The organism is Halorubrum ezzemoulense DSM 17463 (genome assembly GCF_002114285.1).
In the GTDB taxonomy this organism is placed as follows: Archaea; Halobacteriota; Halobacteria; order Halobacteriales; family Haloferacaceae; genus Halorubrum; species Halorubrum ezzemoulense.
On sequence record NZ_NEDJ01000001.1, the window covers coordinates 1 to 16571 of the forward strand.

General features: G+C 73.3%; 14 protein-coding genes. 8 read left to right on the forward strand and 6 right to left on the reverse strand.

The annotated features are described in order from the left end of the window. Positions 1-2 precede the first annotated feature (2 nt). Complete coding sequence (locus B9H04_RS18940) at positions 3-1034, reverse strand: beta-ribofuranosylaminobenzene 5'-phosphate synthase family protein (protein ID WP_049930653.1); 1032 nt, start codon at positions 1032-1034, stop codon at positions 3-5. 163 nt (positions 1035-1197) lie between these two features. Between B9H04_RS18940 and hemC the strand changes: the two genes are divergently transcribed. The 4 genes from hemC (at position 1198) to B9H04_RS00030 (ending at position 4634) form a co-directional block, all read left to right on the forward strand. Next, positions 1198-2352 carry a hydroxymethylbilane synthase gene (hemC, locus tag B9H04_RS00015; RefSeq protein WP_049930651.1) on the forward strand — a complete coding sequence of 385 codons (1155 nt, stop codon included), beginning with the start codon at positions 1198-1200 and terminating at the stop codon, positions 2350-2352. Continuing rightward, entirely contained in the window at positions 2345-3232 is an 888-nt protein-coding gene (gene cobA, locus B9H04_RS00020; protein ID WP_049930649.1) for a uroporphyrinogen-III C-methyltransferase, read from the forward strand. Before hemC ends, cobA begins: the two co-directional genes overlap by 8 nt. Next, entirely contained in the window at positions 3229-4005 is a 777-nt protein-coding gene (locus B9H04_RS00025) for a uroporphyrinogen-III synthase (protein WP_049930648.1), read from the forward strand. Before cobA ends, B9H04_RS00025 begins: the two co-directional genes overlap by 4 nt. Before the next feature lie 227 nt (positions 4006-4232). Beyond that, positions 4233-4634: a hypothetical protein gene (locus B9H04_RS00030; protein ID WP_049930647.1), complete on the forward strand. Its 402-nt coding sequence runs from the start codon at positions 4233-4235 to the stop codon at positions 4632-4634. Here the strand turns inward: B9H04_RS00030 and B9H04_RS00035 are convergent, their stop codons facing one another. From B9H04_RS00035 to pdxS, 3 genes are all read right to left on the reverse strand, one after another. Next, positions 4635-5711 carry a DUF4382 domain-containing protein gene (locus B9H04_RS00035; protein WP_049930646.1) on the reverse strand — a complete coding sequence of 359 codons (1077 nt, stop codon included), beginning with the start codon at positions 5709-5711 and terminating at the stop codon, positions 4635-4637. Positions 5712-5839: 128 nt separating this feature from the next. Next, the gene (locus B9H04_RS00040; RefSeq protein ID WP_049930644.1) at positions 5840-7165 is read right to left on the reverse strand and encodes a 5'-deoxyadenosine deaminase; all 1326 of its coding nucleotides are present in this window, start codon (positions 7163-7165) and stop codon (positions 5840-5842) included. Positions 7166-7436: 271 nt separating this feature from the next. Beyond that, on the reverse strand, positions 7437-8345 hold the full coding sequence (pdxS, locus tag B9H04_RS00045) for a pyridoxal 5'-phosphate synthase lyase subunit PdxS (RefSeq protein ID WP_049930642.1): 909 nt from the start codon (positions 8343-8345) through the stop codon (positions 7437-7439). A 165-nt stretch (positions 8346-8510) separates the two neighbouring features. On the opposite strand from pdxS, the gene mobA reads away from it, so the two are divergent. Beyond that, positions 8511-9191 (forward strand): molybdenum cofactor guanylyltransferase, encoded by a 681-nt coding sequence (mobA, locus tag B9H04_RS00050; RefSeq protein WP_049930641.1) that lies wholly within the window; start codon positions 8511-8513, stop codon positions 9189-9191. A 16-nt stretch (positions 9192-9207) separates the two neighbouring features. Here mobA and B9H04_RS00055 read toward each other — a convergent pair whose 3' ends face one another. Then, positions 9208-9753, reverse strand: a complete 546-nt coding sequence (locus tag B9H04_RS00055) for a DnaJ domain-containing protein (protein WP_049930639.1) — start codon at positions 9751-9753, stop codon at positions 9208-9210. Positions 9754-9933: 180 nt separating this feature from the next. Here B9H04_RS00055 and mutS point away from each other — a divergent pair, with 180 nt between their 5' ends. The 3 genes from mutS (at position 9934) to B9H04_RS00070 (ending at position 15180) form a co-directional block, all read left to right on the forward strand. Continuing rightward, entirely contained in the window at positions 9934-12801 is a 2868-nt protein-coding gene (gene mutS / locus B9H04_RS00060) for a DNA mismatch repair protein MutS (RefSeq protein WP_085682326.1), read from the forward strand. Then, positions 12791-14578 carry a DNA mismatch repair endonuclease MutL gene (gene mutL / locus B9H04_RS00065; protein ID WP_049930634.1) on the forward strand — a complete coding sequence of 596 codons (1788 nt, stop codon included), beginning with the start codon at positions 12791-12793 and terminating at the stop codon, positions 14576-14578. The genes mutS and mutL overlap by 11 nt, the downstream gene beginning before the upstream one ends. An 83-nt stretch (positions 14579-14661) precedes the next feature. Then, positions 14662-15180: a hypothetical protein gene (locus B9H04_RS00070; protein ID WP_049930633.1), complete on the forward strand. Its 519-nt coding sequence runs from the start codon at positions 14662-14664 to the stop codon at positions 15178-15180. A 65-nt stretch (positions 15181-15245) separates the two neighbouring features. On the opposite strand, the gene B9H04_RS00075 is transcribed toward B9H04_RS00070, so the two are convergent. Next, a complete protein-coding gene (locus B9H04_RS00075) occupies positions 15246-16481 on the reverse strand; it encodes a mechanosensitive ion channel family protein (protein WP_176450677.1) in 1236 nt (411 codons plus the stop codon). Positions 16482-16571: the final 90 nt, after the last annotated feature.

Here is a 16571-nt window from a genome sequence, read left to right on the forward strand (position 1 = left end):
ACTCACTCGCCCGCGCTCTCGTCGACTCGCGCCCCCTCGTCGGTCGCCCGGACGACCGACACCTCGCCGCCGACGCCGGCCGCGTCGAGGGCGCGCCGGCCGGCGTCGCGCGCCGCGTCCGCGCGGGCCGCGTCGGTGACGCCGTAGACGGTCGGCCCCCACGAGGACTGCCCGGCGCCGAACACCGACGCGGCCCCCGACAGGGAGTCGACGACCTCCCCCACGGGCGGCCGGTACACCCCGCCCTGCTCGTCGGCGTACCACGCCCCGTTAAGCCGGCCGATCTCGGCGACAGCGGCGCCGAACGCCTCCGCGTTCCCCGACGCGACCGCGGGGAGGGCGCGCCGGGTGACGATGCCGGCGATGCGGTCGGCGAGCCCCGGCTCCGCGCGCTCGACCGCGGTCCGCATTGCGTCGTCCTCCGCCGCGCCGTTCCGACCGGCGGCCGCCTCGGGCGCGACGAGCAGGAAGCGCCAGTCGTCCGGGACGGCGTGGCGCGCGGCCACCGGCGGCACGGTCCACTCGCCGTTCGCGGGGCGGTCGGTGGTGAAGCGCGCGGTGGGGTGGCCGGCGTCGAGGACGAACCCCCCGTCCTCGAACGTCGCGACGCCGACGCCGGAGCGCCCGCCGCGGCCGAGCGCCGGGGCGCGCTCGCGCACTCTGGCGGGCAGGTCGTACGCGGCCGCGACCGCCGCGAGCGTCGCCGCCGCCAGTTGCGTCCCGCTGCCGAGTCCGGCGTGACGGGGGAGCGACTCGCGGACCGTAACGCGGGCGCCGTCGACCCCGAGCAGATCGACCGCCGCGGTCGCGTAGCCGCGGACGTCGTCGCGCACGCTCGGCGACGAATCGCCCGACTTCGACGGCGTCCCCGCCGCTTGCTCGACCGCCACGCGCACCGCCGGGGCCGGTTCCGCGTCGACGACGACGCGGGGGCTGTCGAGCCCGACGCCGAGCGCGCCGTACAGGCGCTCGTGCGAGAGGCTGAGGTTACAGAAGCCGAAGTGGAGCCGCGCCCCGGCGCTCGCGCGTGCCATCTCGCCTCCGGCTTGGGGCGCGACGGATAAAGGGCCCGTGACGGTGGCGGGAGTTGCCTCGGTGTCCGCCTGAGCCGCGCCGCGCGAACGGGGACCGAGCCGTCTCGGTCGCCGAGGCGGCCGAACTGGTGCGCTTTTGAACGCGGGGGACCTCGGTCCGGGTATGACCGAAACGCTCAGGCTCGCGACCCGCGGGTCGGACCTGGCCCTCCGGCAAGCCGAGACCGTCCGCGAAGCGCTGTCGAGCCGGCGCCGCGACGTCGAACTCCGGCAGGTGGAGACGCGCGGCGACCAGATCCCCGACGAACTGATCCACCGCCTCGGGAAGACAGGCGCGTTCGTGCGCGCCCTGGACGAAGAGGTGCTCGCCGGCGACGCCGACCTCGCGGTCCACTCGCTGAAGGACCTCCCCACCGAGGAGATGGCGGAGCTCGTCGTCGCCGGCGTCCCCGAGCGGGCGCCCTCCGGCGACGTGGTCGTCCAGCCGGAGGGACTCGGGATCGAGGACCTCCCCGCGGGCGCCGTCGTCGGCACCGGCTCGCTCCGCCGCGGGGCGCAGATCCGGGCGGCCCGCCCCGACCTCACCGTCGAGCCGATCCGGGGCAACGTCGACACGCGGCTGGAGAAGCTGCTCGCGCCCGGCCTCCAGGCCGAACACGAGCGGCGCCTGATCGCGTCGGGCGAGGAGAATGCCCTGACGGCGGAGGCCGACGAGGGCGGCGACGAGAACGCTGACGACACGGACGACGAGGATACCGACGGCGACGAGGTCGACGAGGAGTTCGACGAGACCGTCGAGGAGTGGTTCGACTCGCTGTCCGACCTCGAACGCGACGCGATGGAGCGGAAGGTCGAGACCGAGTACGACGCCGTCGTCCTCGCGGAGGCCGGCCTACGCCGCTCGAACCTCTTCTACGAGGTGGAGACGACACGGCTCCCGCGCGAGGAGTACGTCCCTGCGGCGGGGCAGGGGGCCATCGCCGTCACCGCGAGCGACCCCGACGTGATCGAGGCGGTCCGTAAGGCGGTCGACCACCCGCGGACCCGCGTCGCGGTCACCGTCGAGCGGACGATCCTCGGCGAGCTCAACGGGGGCTGCGTCGCGCCGATCGGCGTCTCCGCGATGGTTCAGGGCGAGCACGTCCACGTCAGAGCGCGGGTGCTGTCGACCGACGGCACCGAGGAGGTGGCCGACACCCGCGACCTCCCGATCCGGTCACACGCGACGGCCGCCGCCGAGTTTGCCGCCGACCTCGCGGACCGCGGGGCGGACGAGCTGATAGCCGAGGCCCGCGAGGAGGCCGACGCCGATGAGTGACGACGGCGCCGGCGCGGGCTCCGGAGCGAACGCGGACGAACCCCCGACGCGTCGGCGCGACGACGGCGTCGGCACCGTCTTCCTCGTCGGGTCCGGCCCGGGCGACCCGGACCTGCTCACGGTGAAAGCGAAGCGACTGATCGAGTCGGCCGACGTGGTCCTTCACGACAAGCTCCCGGGCCCGGAGATCCTCGGCGAGATCCCCGAGGCGAAGCGCGAGGACGTGGGGAAACGCGCCGGCGGCGAGTGGACGCCGCAGGAGTACACCAACCGGCGTATGGTCGAGCTGGCCCGCGAGGGGAACCGCGTCGTCCGGCTGAAGGGCGGCGACCCGTTCGTCTTCGGCCGCGGCGGCGAGGAGGCCGAACACCTCGCCGAGGTTGGGATCCCCTTCGAGGTCGTCCCCGGCGTCACCTCGGCCATCGCGGGGCCCTCCGTGGCCGGGATCCCCGTGACCCACCGCGACCACGCCTCCTCCGTCTCCTTCGTCACGGGCCACGAGGACCCGACGAAAGACGAGTCCGCCGTCGACTGGGAGGCGCTGGCGGCGACCGGCGGCACCATCGTCGTGCTGATGGGCGTCGGGAAGCTGCCGGCGTACACGGCCGAGCTCCGCGACGCCAGCCTCGGCGGCGACACGCCCGTCGCGCTCGTCGAGCGCGCGACGTGGCCCGACATGCGCGTCGCGACCGGCACGCTCGACACGATCGTCGACGCCCGCGACGAGGCGGGGATCGAGCCGCCCGCGATCACCGTGATCGGCGACGTTGCCGCGACCCGCGACCGCGTCGTGACCTTCCTCGAGAACGCCGGCTCCGCACCGGTCCGGCCGGCGACGGAGGGAGACGACGACGGGTCGGTCGGAGGTGACGAGACGTGAGCGAAGACGGGGGTGGCCGCCCGCGCGTGGCCGTCTTCCGGCCGGACGACGAGCGGATCGAGGCGGCCGTCGAGCTGCTCCGGTCGCTCGGCGCGGAGCCGGTCGCCGACCCGATGCTCGAGGTCGAGCCGACGGGCGCCGTCCCAGCCGACGCGCCGCTCGTCGTGTTCACGAGCAAGACCGGCGTCGAACTGGCCGCCGAGGCGGGCTGGGAGCCGGGGGACGCCGACCTCGCGGCCATCGGCCCGACGACCGCCGCGGCCGCCCGCGACGCGGGGTGGACGGTCGCCGTCGTCCCGGAAGAGTACACCTCCGCGGGCCTCGTCGCGGCGCTCGAACCGCGCGTCGGGGGCGAGCGCGTGACGGTCGCCCGCTCCGATCACGGCAGCGACGTCCTCCTCGACGGGCTCCGCGAGGCCGGCGCCGAGGTGACCGAGACCGTCCTGTATCGGCTCGCGCGGCCGGCCGCCGCGGGCGACTCCGCGGAGCTGGCCGCCGCGGGCAACCTCGACGCGGCGGCGTTCACCTCCTCGCTCACGGTCGACCACTTCCTCGCGGCGGCCGCCGACCGCGGGGTCGAGGAGGCGGCGCGCGCCGGACTGGGGGACGCGGTCGTCGGCGCCATCGGCCCGCCGACGGCCGAGACCGCGGCCGACCGCGGCGTCGACGTCGACGTCGTTCCCGACGCGGCGTCGTTCGAGTCGCTCGCGGCCGCAGTCGTCGACGCGGCCGGCAAAGCGTCGACCGCCGCGTCCGGCGACGGTCCGCGCTGACCCCGCGGTCGCGTGACTGAAGCGGAACGACAGCGGCGCGGCCGCGTCGAGGCGGCCGTCGTGGCCGCCGAATATCCGGAGCGAAAACGCAAGGCGGCGTTGGGGTTTCTCGTCGCTTCGGCTCGCTCGCGGGTAACGACGCGGTCGCGTCCCGATTCGGCCGCGAAAATACCACTCGTGATATTCGGGAGCGCGGATTTATTATCGGGAACGTGATATCGGGTGCCATGGAACCGAGCGAGCGCTGGCTGCTGCGGGTCGAGGAGGATATCCTCGTCGTCGAGTTCCCACACGGGACTGGGCTGAGCCCCGCAGACGGCGAGGCGCTGCTCGACCGCTGGCGGAGCGCGACCGACCCCGACGATGTCGACGCGATCGTGATCGTCGTGCGGACGAGCAGGCCGTGTTCGGACGCCGGCCGGCGCGCGCTCCGCGAGTCGGCGCAGATAGCGGTCGCCCGCGGCGTCGACCGCTTCGCCGTCGTCGGGCAGCGCTCGAAGCGGCGGTACCTCAAGCGGACCATCGACGTCGAGGGCGTCGACACCGAGGCGTTCAACGACGACGACGCCGCGATGCAGTGGGCGAGGAGCCCGTCCGCGACCGCATCGTCGGTCGGGACCTCCTCGTAGTTAGCTTCCGGTCTCGGTCCCGTTCTCCGCGTCGTCCGTCTCGTTACCACTGGTGGCGTCGCCGTCACCGGAGTCGTCGGTCGTCTCCCCGTCGTCGCTCTCCTCGTCGCCGCCCTCCTCACCGTCTTCGTCCGCCTCTGACTCTTCGATGTCGCCGTCGCCGTCCTCGTCTTCGTCGATCTCGTTGACTTCGACGTCGCGGCCCGCGACCCCGCTGCCCGAGATCACGGGTTTGAGGATGTAGCCGTTGTTCTTGCCGCGCTTGACGACGTTGATATCGAAGACGAAGCTGACCGGCTCGTCGGCGGTGACCTCGAACTCGTTCGTGATCTGGAGCTTCTCGCTCGGGAGCTTCACGTCGACCTCGCCGCCGTCGACGATCCCCTCGATAGCGGAGACCGCCAGTTCGATCTTCTCGTAGTCCCCGGCCGGGAGCTCGCCGTCGAAGACGGCGATCGCGTCCTCGTCGATCACCTGCGTGAGGTCGACCGTCGCGCCGTCGAGGTCGACGACCCTGAAGCCGCGGTCCTCGCCCTCGTCCGCGTCGTCTTCCTCGTCGTCGTCTCCTTCGGTGTCTTCCTCGTCGTCTCCGCTCTCGTCTCCTGCCACGTCGTCCCCCTCGTCCTCGTCGTCCGGCGTTCCGTTGGGGGACCCGTCGTCACCGTCGGTGTCGGTGACGTTCTCGCCGGCGTCGTCCTCGTTTTCATCTCCGTCTTCGTCGTCCTCGTCCTCGCCGTCACCAGCCTCGAACACGCGGGCTCGGTCGAGGGTCACGTCCAGCCGGTCGAAGTCGTCGATGTCGGCCGGGGCGTCGCTGATGAGGAGCCGGAAAGTGCCGGTTAGCGGTTCCGAGCCGTCCGAGCCGTCGGAGCCGTCCGAGCCGTCGGAGCCGTCCGAGCCGCCAGACGACGGGGGCGATTCGCCGCCGGTACAGCCGGCGAGGAGCGTCGCGCTCGCGCCGGCGCCGACGGCGACGAACTCGCGTCGGCCGAGGCCGCCGGTGGCCGCGTCTGCCGGTCGGTCGTCGTCTGTCGGCTGCGATCCGTCGTCGTCTGCCGTCCGCGATCGGTCCGTCATGGTGATTCGACGGACGGGCCGCGGACGGGTATAAACGAGAGATACTCCGGTCGGATTTGCGCCGATAAAGCCGATTTTAGCGGGTATCGCGGTGGTTTGCGGTGAGCGGCCCGCTCTCGCCGGCGGACCTACGGTTTGGCCGTGTCGATGCCGGCCTGCTCGACCACACGCTCCGCGTGTCGCGTCGCGCGCTGGCGGACCGTCGCCGCGTCGACCCCGACGTGCTCGCCGTTCGCGTACCGGACCGCGCCGTCGACCATGGTGAAGGTCACGTCGTCGCCGTGGGCCGCGTACACGAGGTGCGAGAGGGGGTCGTGGACCGGCGTCGCGCGCGTCAGGTCGGTCGTGATCCCGATTACGTCGGCGCGGTGCCCCTCGCGCAGCGCGCCGAGGCGGTCGAAGCCGGCGGCGCGGGCGCCGTGTTCGGTCGCCATCTCCAGCACGGTCGACGCGGGGAGCCTCGTGGGGTCGCGGGCGTTGACCTTGCCGAGGAGGCTCGCCTGTCGCATCTCGGTGAAGGGGTCGAGCGTGTTGTTACACGGCGGGCCGTCGTTGCCGAGCGCGACCGTCATCCCGCGGTCGAGGTAGTCCTGAACCGGGGCGATCCCCGAGGCGAGCTTCATGTTCGAGGAGGGGCAGTGGGTGACGACCGTGTCGGTCTCGGCGAGCACCTCGCGCTCGCGCTCGTCGGTGTGGACGCAGTGGGCGAGCGTCACGTCCGGCCCAGTCAGCCCGACCTCGTCGAGCCAGAGGATGTTCCGCTTTCCGGTGTCGGCCTCGACCGTCTCGATCTCGTCCTCGTTCTCGCTTGCGTGGGTGTGGATCGTCACGCCGTCGTACCGGTCGGCCAACTCGCGGCAGCCGCGCAGGCAGGCCTCCGTACAGGTGACGGCGAACCGCGGGGTGACCGCGTACCGGACGCGCCCGCCTGCGGCCCCGTGGTACTCCCGGATGAGCGCCTCGCTCTCCGCGAGCGCGGCGTCAGTCTCCTCCAAGAGGCCGTCCGGCGAGTCGCGGTCCATCAGGACCTTTCCGAGCCGCGCGCGGATCCCGGTCTCGATCGCGGCCTCGAACGCCTCGTTCGCGTGGTTCACCGAGAGGTGGTCGACGACGGTCGTCGTGCCCGACTCGAGACACTCCAAGTAGCCGAGTTCGGCGGCCGCGCGGGTGGCCTCGGCGTCCATCGCGGCCTCCATCGGCAACACCGCGTCGAACAGCCAGTCGAGGAGGGCGGCGTCGTCCGCGATCCCCCGCCCCAGCGACTGGACGGAGTGGACGTGGCCGCCGACGAGGCCGGGCGCGACGACGTCGAACGCGCGCCGCTCGTGGTCGGGATATCGGTCCCGCAGGATGCTCTCGTCGCCGACCGCGGCGATCGTGTTCCCCTCGACGACGACGGCGCCCTCGGGGATGACGGTCTCGGAGTCGGCCACGACGGTTCCGGCGATCAGCATGTCCGTCCGTTCCTGACGGTCGACCGGGAAGAGGCTGTCCGTTCGCGACCCCCGGCCCGATCAGTTCGAAACCGACGAGCGTGCGATCGCCGAGGCGGCGAGTCCGGCGGCGGGAGCGACGAGACGTTCGGCGCAGTCGAGCGGTCGCCGCGTGTCGCTATCAACGTCGGAACGGTCGCAGGCGGGGTTCGCGGTCTGACGGTCGCTCGTCGCTACGCCCGCCACACGGGCTCAGTTATCATAGATCGTCGCGCGGCCCGAGACCGCGTATTTAAACGCCGCGGCCCTGGAGCTGCTCTTCTTCGGCCATGTCCTCGTTGGACTGACCCTTCATCCCCTTGCCGCTGCCGCTCGCGATCCGGGCGAGCTCCTCGGGGTCGTCCCAGTTGTTGACGGCCTCGACGATGGAGGTGCCCATCGCCTCGGGATCCTCGGCGCCGAAGACGCCGGAGCCGACGAAGATGCCGTCGCAGCCGTGGTACATCATCAGCGCGGCGTCGGCCGGCGTCGCGATGCCGCCGGCGGCGAAGTTGACGACCGGGAGCCGCTCGGCCTCGGCGGTCTCGTGGACCAGATCGCGCGGTGCGCCGTGTTCGCGGGCCCACTTCTCGCGCTCCTCGTGGTTGAGGCCGGTGAGCGTCCGGATCTGGTTTTTGATCGTGCGCTGGTGTTTGACGGCCTGGTTCACGTCGCCCGTGCCGGCCTCGCCCTTCGTCCGGATCATCGCCGCGCCCTCGTTGATGCGGCGGAGCGCCTCCGGCAGGTTCCGGGCCCCGCAGACGAACGGGGACGTGAAGTCGCGCTTGTCGGTGTGGTACTCGTCGTCGGCGGGCGTGAGCACCTCGGACTCGTCGATCATGTCGATCCCGAGCGCCTCCAGGATCTCCGCCTCCTTGCGGTGGCCGATCCGCGATTTCCCCATCACCGGGATCGACACCTCGTCGATGATCTCGGGGACGCGCTCGGGGTCGGGCATCCGGGCGACGCCGCCGCGCTTCCGGATGTCGGCCGGGACGTGTTCGAGGACCATCACGGCGACCGCGCCGGCGTCCTCCGCGATGCGGGCCTGCTCGCGGTTGACGACGTCCATGATCACGCCGCCCTTCTGCATCTGCGCGAAGCCGCGCTTGACCAGCTCGGTCCCCCGCTTCAGCTCCTCCAGATCCGTGGCCTCTGGCATGAATATAGCTTGGGTCGCCGGCCACTTAACGGGTCGCTTTCGGGCGGATGGACGGGCGAGCGCGCCGTTCAGTCGCGATCGGAAGCGCGGTCCGTCGCGGCCGCGCTCCGCGCTCGCGCGTCGCCACCGCAACCGCGAAGTCTCCCCGCCGTCTACGCCGCGAGCGTGACGACCGGAGCCATCCTCGCCGGCGGCCGCTCAACGCGCTTCGGCGACGCGGACAAGGCGGTGGCGCCGATCGCCGGGACCCCCATGATCCGTCGGGTCGCGGACCGGCTCGCGGGGACCGACGACCCGGTCCCGCCCGGCGCCGACCGCGCGAGCGGCGGCGACCCAGTCGTCGACGAACTCGTCGTCAACTGCCGCCCGGGCCAGCGCGAGGCGATCGCCGACGCGCTGGCCGCGGTCCCGCTGTCCGTCCGCTGGGCGCTCGACGAGGCGCCGGACCGCGGCCCGCTGGCGGGGATCCGGAACGCCTGCCGGGCGGCAACCGACCCCTACGCCGTCGTCGTCGCCTGCGACATGCCGTTCGTCGACCCGGGCTTCCTCGCCCACCTCCGCGAGGCGGCCGCGGGCGCGGAGGCCGCGGTCCCGCGGCTCGACGGGCGGTGGTACCAGACGACGCAGGCGGTCTACGCGACGGAGCCGGCCGCGGTCGCCTGCGACCGCGCGCTCGGTCGCGGCGACCGGAAGACGCTGGCGCTGGTGGACCGGCTGGACGAGGTCGTCGTCGACGACGCGGCGATCCGCTCGCTGACGACCGACCGCACGTTCACCAACGTCAACACGCGGTCCGACCGCGACGACGCGGAGCGGGCGGTCGCCGCCGCGCTCGACGCGGCGTGAGGCGCTCGGTCGGCGGTCACTCCTTCAGCACTTCGTATGCCTCGTTGAGCTGCTTGAAGTCCTCCTCGTCGCCGTCCTCGCCGTCCGGGTGGAGCCGCTTCGCGCGCTCTCGGTACCGCCGGCGAACCGTCTCGCCGTCGGCCGTGCGGTCGAGGCCGAGGGTCTCGTACGCCTCCCGTTCGCTCATCCGGTCGGCCGCGGGCGCGCGGTCACTGGGGTCCCCACCCCCGGCTCCGCCGGGACCGCGAGCGCCGGCCCGTCGGCCGCGCGCGCTCCGACCGCCGTCGGTCCCGGCGGCGCGGTACGCGCGCTCTCGGTTGGCCTCGGCGCGGGCGCGCTGTCTCGCGCGCTCGCGCTCAGTCGGTCCCGCCCGCTCGGCGGACCGCCGGGCCTGGTCGTCGAGGCGTCCGCTGGCGTGGTACCAGAGGAAGTACGAGACGGCGCCGAACGGCAGCGCGAGCGCTAACGCGATCGGGTGGAGGACGATCCCCGCGATCACGAGCAGCGCCGTCATGCCGACGAACGCCCCGGCGAGCACCACGACGATCGTTCGGTTCGTCACGGCCGTACTGGGGGACGGAGGACCGTAAGAGTCCCGACGGCGGCCGTCCGGCGAGGCGGGGGTCACGTCGGGGGCGGCGTTCGCGTCGCCCGCCGCCTCCGCTCGCTCCCTCGCGGCCCCACTCGCTTGCCGCTCCTCGCCTCCGCACCGTTTATCACCGCGGCCGCCCGGGTACGGCGTATGGAACCGGCGGACAGGGAGACGGTGACGGGGCTACCGCCCGGGATCGCCGCCGCCCGCGAGGATCTCACGCCGATGCTCTCGCAGTACGCCGACCTCTGTGCCGCCCACGGGGACGCCCTCGTCCTGTTTCAGGTCGGCGACTTCTACGAGGCGTTCTGCGAGGCGGCCGAGACCGTGGCCCGCGTCTGCGAGGTGACGCTGACCGAGCGGTCCGACTCGACCGGCGACTACCCGATGGCCGGGATCCCGATCGACAACGCAGCCCCCTACCTCGAGTCGCTACTCGACGCGGGCTACCGCGTCGCGCTCGGCGACCAGGTCGAGGATGCTGAGCAGGCGTCGGGGCTCGTCGACCGCGCCGTCACCGAGGTGATCACGCCCGGGACCGTCGTCGAGGACGACCTCCTCGAGTCGGGGACGACGAACTACGTCGCGGCGGTGGCGGCCGAAGACGACGACTCCGCCGAGACGACCGTCGGGCTCGCCGCGGTCGACGTCTCGACCGGCGAGTGCCTCGTCACGTCCGGCGGTCCGGACGCGGTCGCGGGCGAACTCGACCGGATCGCCCCGGCCGAACTCATCGCGGGGCCGGACGCGCCGGCCTTCGAGCCGAGCGACGCGGAGCGCGGGTGGACGACGCACGACTACGACGCCGGCGCCTTCGACCGCCGGACTGCGACCGAGCGGCTGGAGCCGTACCTCCCCGCGCCCGAGCGGCGCTTCGACGCGGACGCGGAGCTGCGGGCGGCCGGCGCGGTGCTCGCGTACGCCGAGTACACGCAGGGCGACGACGGCCCGCTCTCGTACGTGACTCGGGTCCGGCGGTACGACCCCCGCGACCGGCTCCGGCTCGACGCGGCGGCCCAGCGCAGCCTGGAGCTGTTCGAGAACCGGGGGCTTGGCGCGAGCGACACGCTGTTCGACGCGCTCGACGAGACGAACTGCGCGCTCGGGCGACGGTGTCTGGAGCGCTGGCTCCGGCGCCCGCTCGTCGACGCGGACGCGATCCGGAGCCGCCACGACGCGGTCGGCGAACTCGCCGACCGGAGCCTCGCTCGCGAGGGGGTCGCCGACGCGCTCGCGACCGCCTACGACCTCGAACGGCTGGTGAGCCGCGTCTCGCGGGGGCGGGCCGACGCCCGCGACCTGCGCTCGCTCCACCGGACGCTCGCCGTCGTCCCCGACCTGAAGGCGACGCTGGCGGGCGCGGGGGGAGAGGAACGCCACACCACCGACGACCCCGCCCTCCCCCGAACCGAGCACCTCCGCGACCTCGGTGACCGGCTCGACGAGCTGGCCGGGGTCAGCGGGCTGATCGACGACGCGATCGCGACCGATCCGCCACAGGAGATCACCGAGGGCGGGGTGATCCGCGAGGGGTTCGACGGCGACCTCGACGACCTGCGCGCCACCGAGCGCGAGGGCCGCGAGTGGGTCGCGGATCTGGAGGCGAGCGAGCGCGAACGCACCGGGATCGACTCGCTGTCCGTCGGCCACAACCAGGTCCACGGCTACTACATCGAGGTGACGGACGCGAACCTCGACCGCGTCCCCGACGACTACCGGCGTCGGCAGACGCTGAAGAACAGCGAGCGCTACGTCACGCCGGAGCTGAAGGAGCGCGAAGAGAAGATCGTCGGGGCCGCAGAGCGCGCGGACGCGCTGGAGTACGAGCTGTTCGTCGACGTCCGCGAGCGCGTCGCGGCCGAGACCGAGCGGATCCAGGCCCTCGCCGACGCGCTCGCCGAACTCGACGCGCTGGCGTCGCTCGCCGCGGTCGCGGTCGAACACGACTACGTCCGGCCCGAACTGCGGGAGGGCGTCGACGAGTCCCCCGACGCGGACGGGGCGGCCACCGCGGGCGTCGAGATCGAGGGCGGCAGACACCCGGTCGTCGAGCGGACCGAGGACGCGTTCGTCCCGAACGACGCGGACCTCCCGCGCGGCTCCGTCGCCGTAATCACCGGGCCGAACATGAGCGGGAAATCGACGTACATGCGGTCGGTCGCGCTCGCCGTCGTGCTCGCGCAGACGGGGTCGTTCGTTCCAGCGCAGGCCGCCACGCTCCCCGTCTTCGACCGGGTGTTCACCCGCGTCGGGGCCTCCGACGACATCGCGGGCGGCCAGTCGACGTTCATGCGAGAGATGAGCGAGCTGACGGAGATCCTCCACGACGCCGGCCCCGACTCGCTCGTCCTCCTCGACGCGGTCGGCCGGGGCACGGCCACGACCGACGGGCGCGCCATCGCCCGCGCGGCCGCCGAGTTCCTCCACGACGAGCTGGGCGCGACCGCGCTCTTCGCGACGCACTACCACGGGCTCACCGACCTCGCCGACGAGCGAGAGCGCGTCTTCAACCTCCACTTCACCGCCACCCGGGAAGACGGCGACGTTACCTTCCTCCACCGGGTCGTGCCGGGCGCCTCGTCGTCGTCGTACGGCGTCGAGGTGGCGGAGCTCGCCGGGATCCCGGGGGCGGTCGTCGACCGCGCCCGCGACCTCGTCGCCGCGGAGGAGGCGGACCGGTGGCGGGCGGCGAGCGGAGCCGGACGCGAGGACGCGGTCGACCCGGCGGACCGGTCGGGCGAGGGCGAGGCAGAGGGCGACCGGGACGGCGACGCGTCGCTGCGCGAGTTCCTCGCGGAGGAGGCGTCGGAGGACGGCAGCCGATCCGGGTCCGAGGCGGACACCCCGCCCGAAAGCGAGCGGGCGGAGCCGACGGGCGGCGACGACGACAGGCCTGCCGCCGGCGCGCCTCCCGGCCGCGCCGCGGAGCTTCGCGACCTCGACCTCGCGCGGATGACGCCGATCGAGGCGCTGAACGCCCTCCACGACCGCCAGTCGCGAGTCGGCGATGACGGGTGAGCGAGACGGCGAGCGCGGCCGGTCGGGTACCGGTGATCGGTCCAAGAGCGAGAGTCGCGTCCGTCGGCTTGACCCGGCGACCGTCGACCGGATCGCGGCGGGCGAGGTCGTCACTCGACCCGCCCGCGTCGTCGGCGAACTCGTCGACAACGCGCTCGACGCGGGCGCCTCGCGGATCGACGTCGCGGTCGACGGCGACGGCACCGACCGGATCCGCGTCGCGGACGACGGTCGGGGCATGGCCCGCGCGGACGCGGCCCGGGCCGTCGAGCGCCACGCGACGAGCAAGCTGGCGCCCGACGGCGACCCGGTGGGCGTCCCGTCGCTGGGGTTCCGCGGCGAGGCGCTCGCGGCGATCGCCGAGGCCGCCCGGCTGGAGGTCGTCACGAGCTCCGGCGACGGGGTCGGCACCCGCGTCGTCGTCGACGGGACCGCCGACCGGGGGAACCGGTCGAGCGCGTCCGACTCGACCGACGGCGTCAGCGTCGAACCCGCGGGCCGCGCCCGCGGGACGACGGTTCTCGTTGAGGACCTGTTCGCGACCCGGCCGGCGCGTCGGGAGTCACTCGCGGGGGCGAACGCGGAGTTCGCGCGGATCTCCTCGCTCGTCGCCGACTACGCGCTGGCGAACCCGTCGGTGGCGTTCACGCTCGACCACGACGGGTCGACGACGCTGTCGACGCCGGGGACCGACCGCACGGACGCGCTGCTCGGCGTGTACGACCGCGACACCGCGAGTCGGTCGACGACGGTGGCCGCGAGCGTCGACGCGCCGCCCGGCGGGGAGGGTGACGCGGACGCCGTCGGCGTCGAGGTCTCGGCCACGCTGGCGTACCCGTCGATCACCCGGTCCTCCCGCGATCACGTCCGCGTCTCGGTGAACGGCCGCCCGGTCCGGAACGACCGGCTCGCGGCCGCGGTCCGCGACGGCTACGGGCGGCTCCTCCCCGACGGCCGCGAGCCGGTGGCCGCGGTCGACGTGTCGCTGCCGCCCGCTCGGGTCGACCCGAACGTCCACCCGGCGAAGCGGGAGGTGGGGCTCCGCGACGCCGACGCGGTCGCCGACGCGGTCGCGTCGGTCGTCGAGGACGCGCTCACCGGCGCGGACCTCCGGCGGGCCGCGGACGTCGCCACCGACCTCGACGGCGCCCTCGATCCGGTCGGCGCGGACGACGGCTCGCGGCCCGGCGCGTTCGCCGACGCCGTGCCGATAGGCACGTTCCGCGACCTGTACGTCCTCGTCGAGGCCGGCGACGAGCTCCTCGTGATCGACGGCCACGCGGCCCACGAGCGGGTGAACTACGAGCGGCTGGCCCGCGCGTTCGACGGCGAGCCGGTGCCGACGGCCCCGCTCGACCCGCCCGCGACCGTCTCGCTGTCGACCGACGAGGCGGCGGCCGCGAGGGCGCACGCGGACGACCTCGCCGCGCTCGGCTTCGAGACCGAGGCGTTCGGCGGCGGCACGCGTCGCCTCCGGACTGTCCCGGCGCCGTTCGGCCGGACCGCCGACGCCGACGCCTTCCGCGACGCGCTCGCCGCGCTCGTCGGGGCGGACCCGGGGACGGCGCGAGACGCGCGCGACGACCTCCTCGCGGACCTGGCGTGTCACCCGTCGCTGAAGCGCGGCGAGTTCTCGGACCTCGCTCACGACGACCTCCGGGGGCTGCTCGACCGTCTCGGCGAGTGCGACCGCCCGTACGCCTGTCCGCACGGCCGGCCGACCGTCCTCTCGGTCGACGAGGAGACGGTCGCGGCCGGGTTCGGTCGGGACCGCTGAGCCGCGAGGCCGGTCGCCCCGCGGCGAGGCGATCGACAGTACCGACCGATATCTATTAACGCGATGGGACCGGGGATACTCGCATGGGAGAGCGGACCGAAGTGACGCGGGGGTCGCTGCCCGCGGAGCGGTCGGCCGGCCGGTTCTCGGGGCCGGACGGCTTCCGCGACCTCGTCGAGCGACTGCTCGCGTGGCTTCGGAAGCGACGCGCGTCGAGCTTGGAGAGTGTCTCGGCGGCGACGACGATGCGGAACGTCGTCGACGCGGACGCGCTCGCCGAGGAGACGCCGCCGAAGTGGAGCGTCCTCCACGACGTGGTCACCTACGGCGCGGACTCGCTCACGGACGTGCTCGTCTTCCGTCACGGCCCCACGAGACAGGACCTCGTGGTGATGCCGGAGCGGAACACCGACCCGGAGGGCGAGGTCAGCTTCTACCACGCCGACCGCACGAAGGGGGCGCGCCACCTGCTCTCGATCGGCGCGGACTCGCTGACCGCGGCGCTCAGTTACGTGTTGGACAAGATCGAGCGGTTCGAGCGGCTGTTCACCGGCCGCGGGTCGGAGCTGCCGAGCGGCTACACCGGTCCGTCCGACCGGTAGCGGGAGGGTCCGGCGGGTAGCAGAAGGGGCCAGACGGGTAGCGAGAGCGCCGCCGCGGCGGCGCGTCAGGCCGGTCGGTCTCGCGACCGCCCGTCGCCGTTTTCGTCGGTCTGTTCGACGCGTTCGACCGTGTCGTCAGCCGCCGCCTTCTCCGGCGGGTACGAGACGGTCCGCTGCGGGTAGGGGATCGAGATGCCGGCGTCCGCGAACCGCTCTTGGATCCGCTCGACGGCGAGCGCCTTCGAGCGCCACCGCGCCTGCGGGGTCGGCGGGTCGATCCAGAACCGGAGGTCGAGCAGGATCGCCGAGTCGCCGAATCCGGACGGGATCGCGTACGGCTGGGGGTTGTTCGCGATGACGCCGATGTTCTCTAAGACATCCTCGGCGATCTCGCTGGCCTCGTCCGGGTCGTCGTCGTAGCCGATCCCGACCTCCATGTGGATCCGGAGGCGCCCCTCCCGGCTTCGGTTGGTGATCGCCTGATTGGCGACGAGGTCGTTTGGCACCACGACGTACTCCCCGTCGAAGTTGCGCATGTGGGTGTTCATGATCGTGATGTCGGTGACGAACCCCTCCTCGTCGCCGATCGCCACCCAGTCGCCGATCTCGAAGGGGCGGGCGAACATCAACACGAAGCCGGCGATGAGCGAGCCCAGCGTCTGCCGGGCCGCCATCCCGAGGACGATCCCGAGGAACCCAGCCCCGACGAGGAGGCCGCCGAGGTTCACGCCCCAGATGCCAAGGACGGTTATCAGCGCGAGCACGAGCAGGCCGACCTGTGCGAGCCGGGTGAGCAGCTGTTCCTGGTGGGCGGTGATCCGGTCGCTGTCCGCCGACAGCTCGCCGACGTACGTCTCCACCACGTCGCTGACGACGTACGCACCGCCGAGCAGCAGCGCCGAGGCGATTACCTGCCCGCCGACCCGGGCGGCGTTCTCCACGAGCGGCAGCACCGCGACCACGAGTGCGAACCGGCCCCACAGCGTCAGCACGGCGACGCCCGCGAGCGCGAACAGCGCGAGCTGTAGGAGTCCGACCGCGAGCCGCAGGAGGAACGACGCGGGGATCCCCTCCCGCAGCGTCTCCACCGCGCCCTCCGTCGACTCCGACAGCCGCTCGTCGAGGAGCCGCCCGACCCAGTCGGTGACGGTCTGCTCGCCGGCGCGGACCGCCCGCGGCAGCAGCAGCCAGCCGACGCCGAGCGTCGCGAGGGCGATGGCCGCGGTGGCCGCCAGCCGCCCCTCCGTGCTCGATACGTCGCTCAACACCGCGCCGATCCGCGTTCCCAGTCCGCCTATCACGGTCTGACGTTCGCCGCCGCTCGGTTAACGGATCCGACGCGAGTCTCAGCGGAGAGAATCGGCACGACCGCTGCGGGGAAGGAGGCCGCG

Coding starts and splice junctions, on each gene's coding strand:
- B9H04_RS18940 (WP_049930653.1), bottom strand. CDS start 1,034: ATGGCACGCGCGAGCGCCGGGGCGCGGCTCCACTTCGGCTTCTGTAAC.
- hemC (WP_049930651.1), top strand. CDS start 1,198: ATGACCGAAACGCTCAGGCTCGCGACCCGCGGGTCGGACCTGGCCCTC.
- cobA (WP_049930649.1), top strand. CDS start 2,345: ATGAGTGACGACGGCGCCGGCGCGGGCTCCGGAGCGAACGCGGACGAA.
- B9H04_RS00030 (WP_049930647.1), top strand. CDS start 4,233: ATGGAACCGAGCGAGCGCTGGCTGCTGCGGGTCGAGGAGGATATCCTC.
- B9H04_RS00035 (WP_049930646.1), bottom strand. CDS start 5,711: ATGACGGACCGATCGCGGACGGCAGACGACGACGGATCGCAGCCGACA.
- B9H04_RS00040 (WP_049930644.1), bottom strand. CDS start 7,165: ATGCTGATCGCCGGAACCGTCGTGGCCGACTCCGAGACCGTCATCCCC.
- pdxS (WP_049930642.1), bottom strand. CDS start 8,345: ATGCCAGAGGCCACGGATCTGGAGGAGCTGAAGCGGGGGACCGAGCTG.
- mutS (WP_085682326.1), top strand. CDS start 9,934: ATGGAACCGGCGGACAGGGAGACGGTGACGGGGCTACCGCCCGGGATC.
- mutL (WP_049930634.1), top strand. CDS start 12,791: ATGACGGGTGAGCGAGACGGCGAGCGCGGCCGGTCGGGTACCGGTGAT.
- B9H04_RS00070 (WP_049930633.1), top strand. CDS start 14,662: ATGGGAGAGCGGACCGAAGTGACGCGGGGGTCGCTGCCCGCGGAGCGG.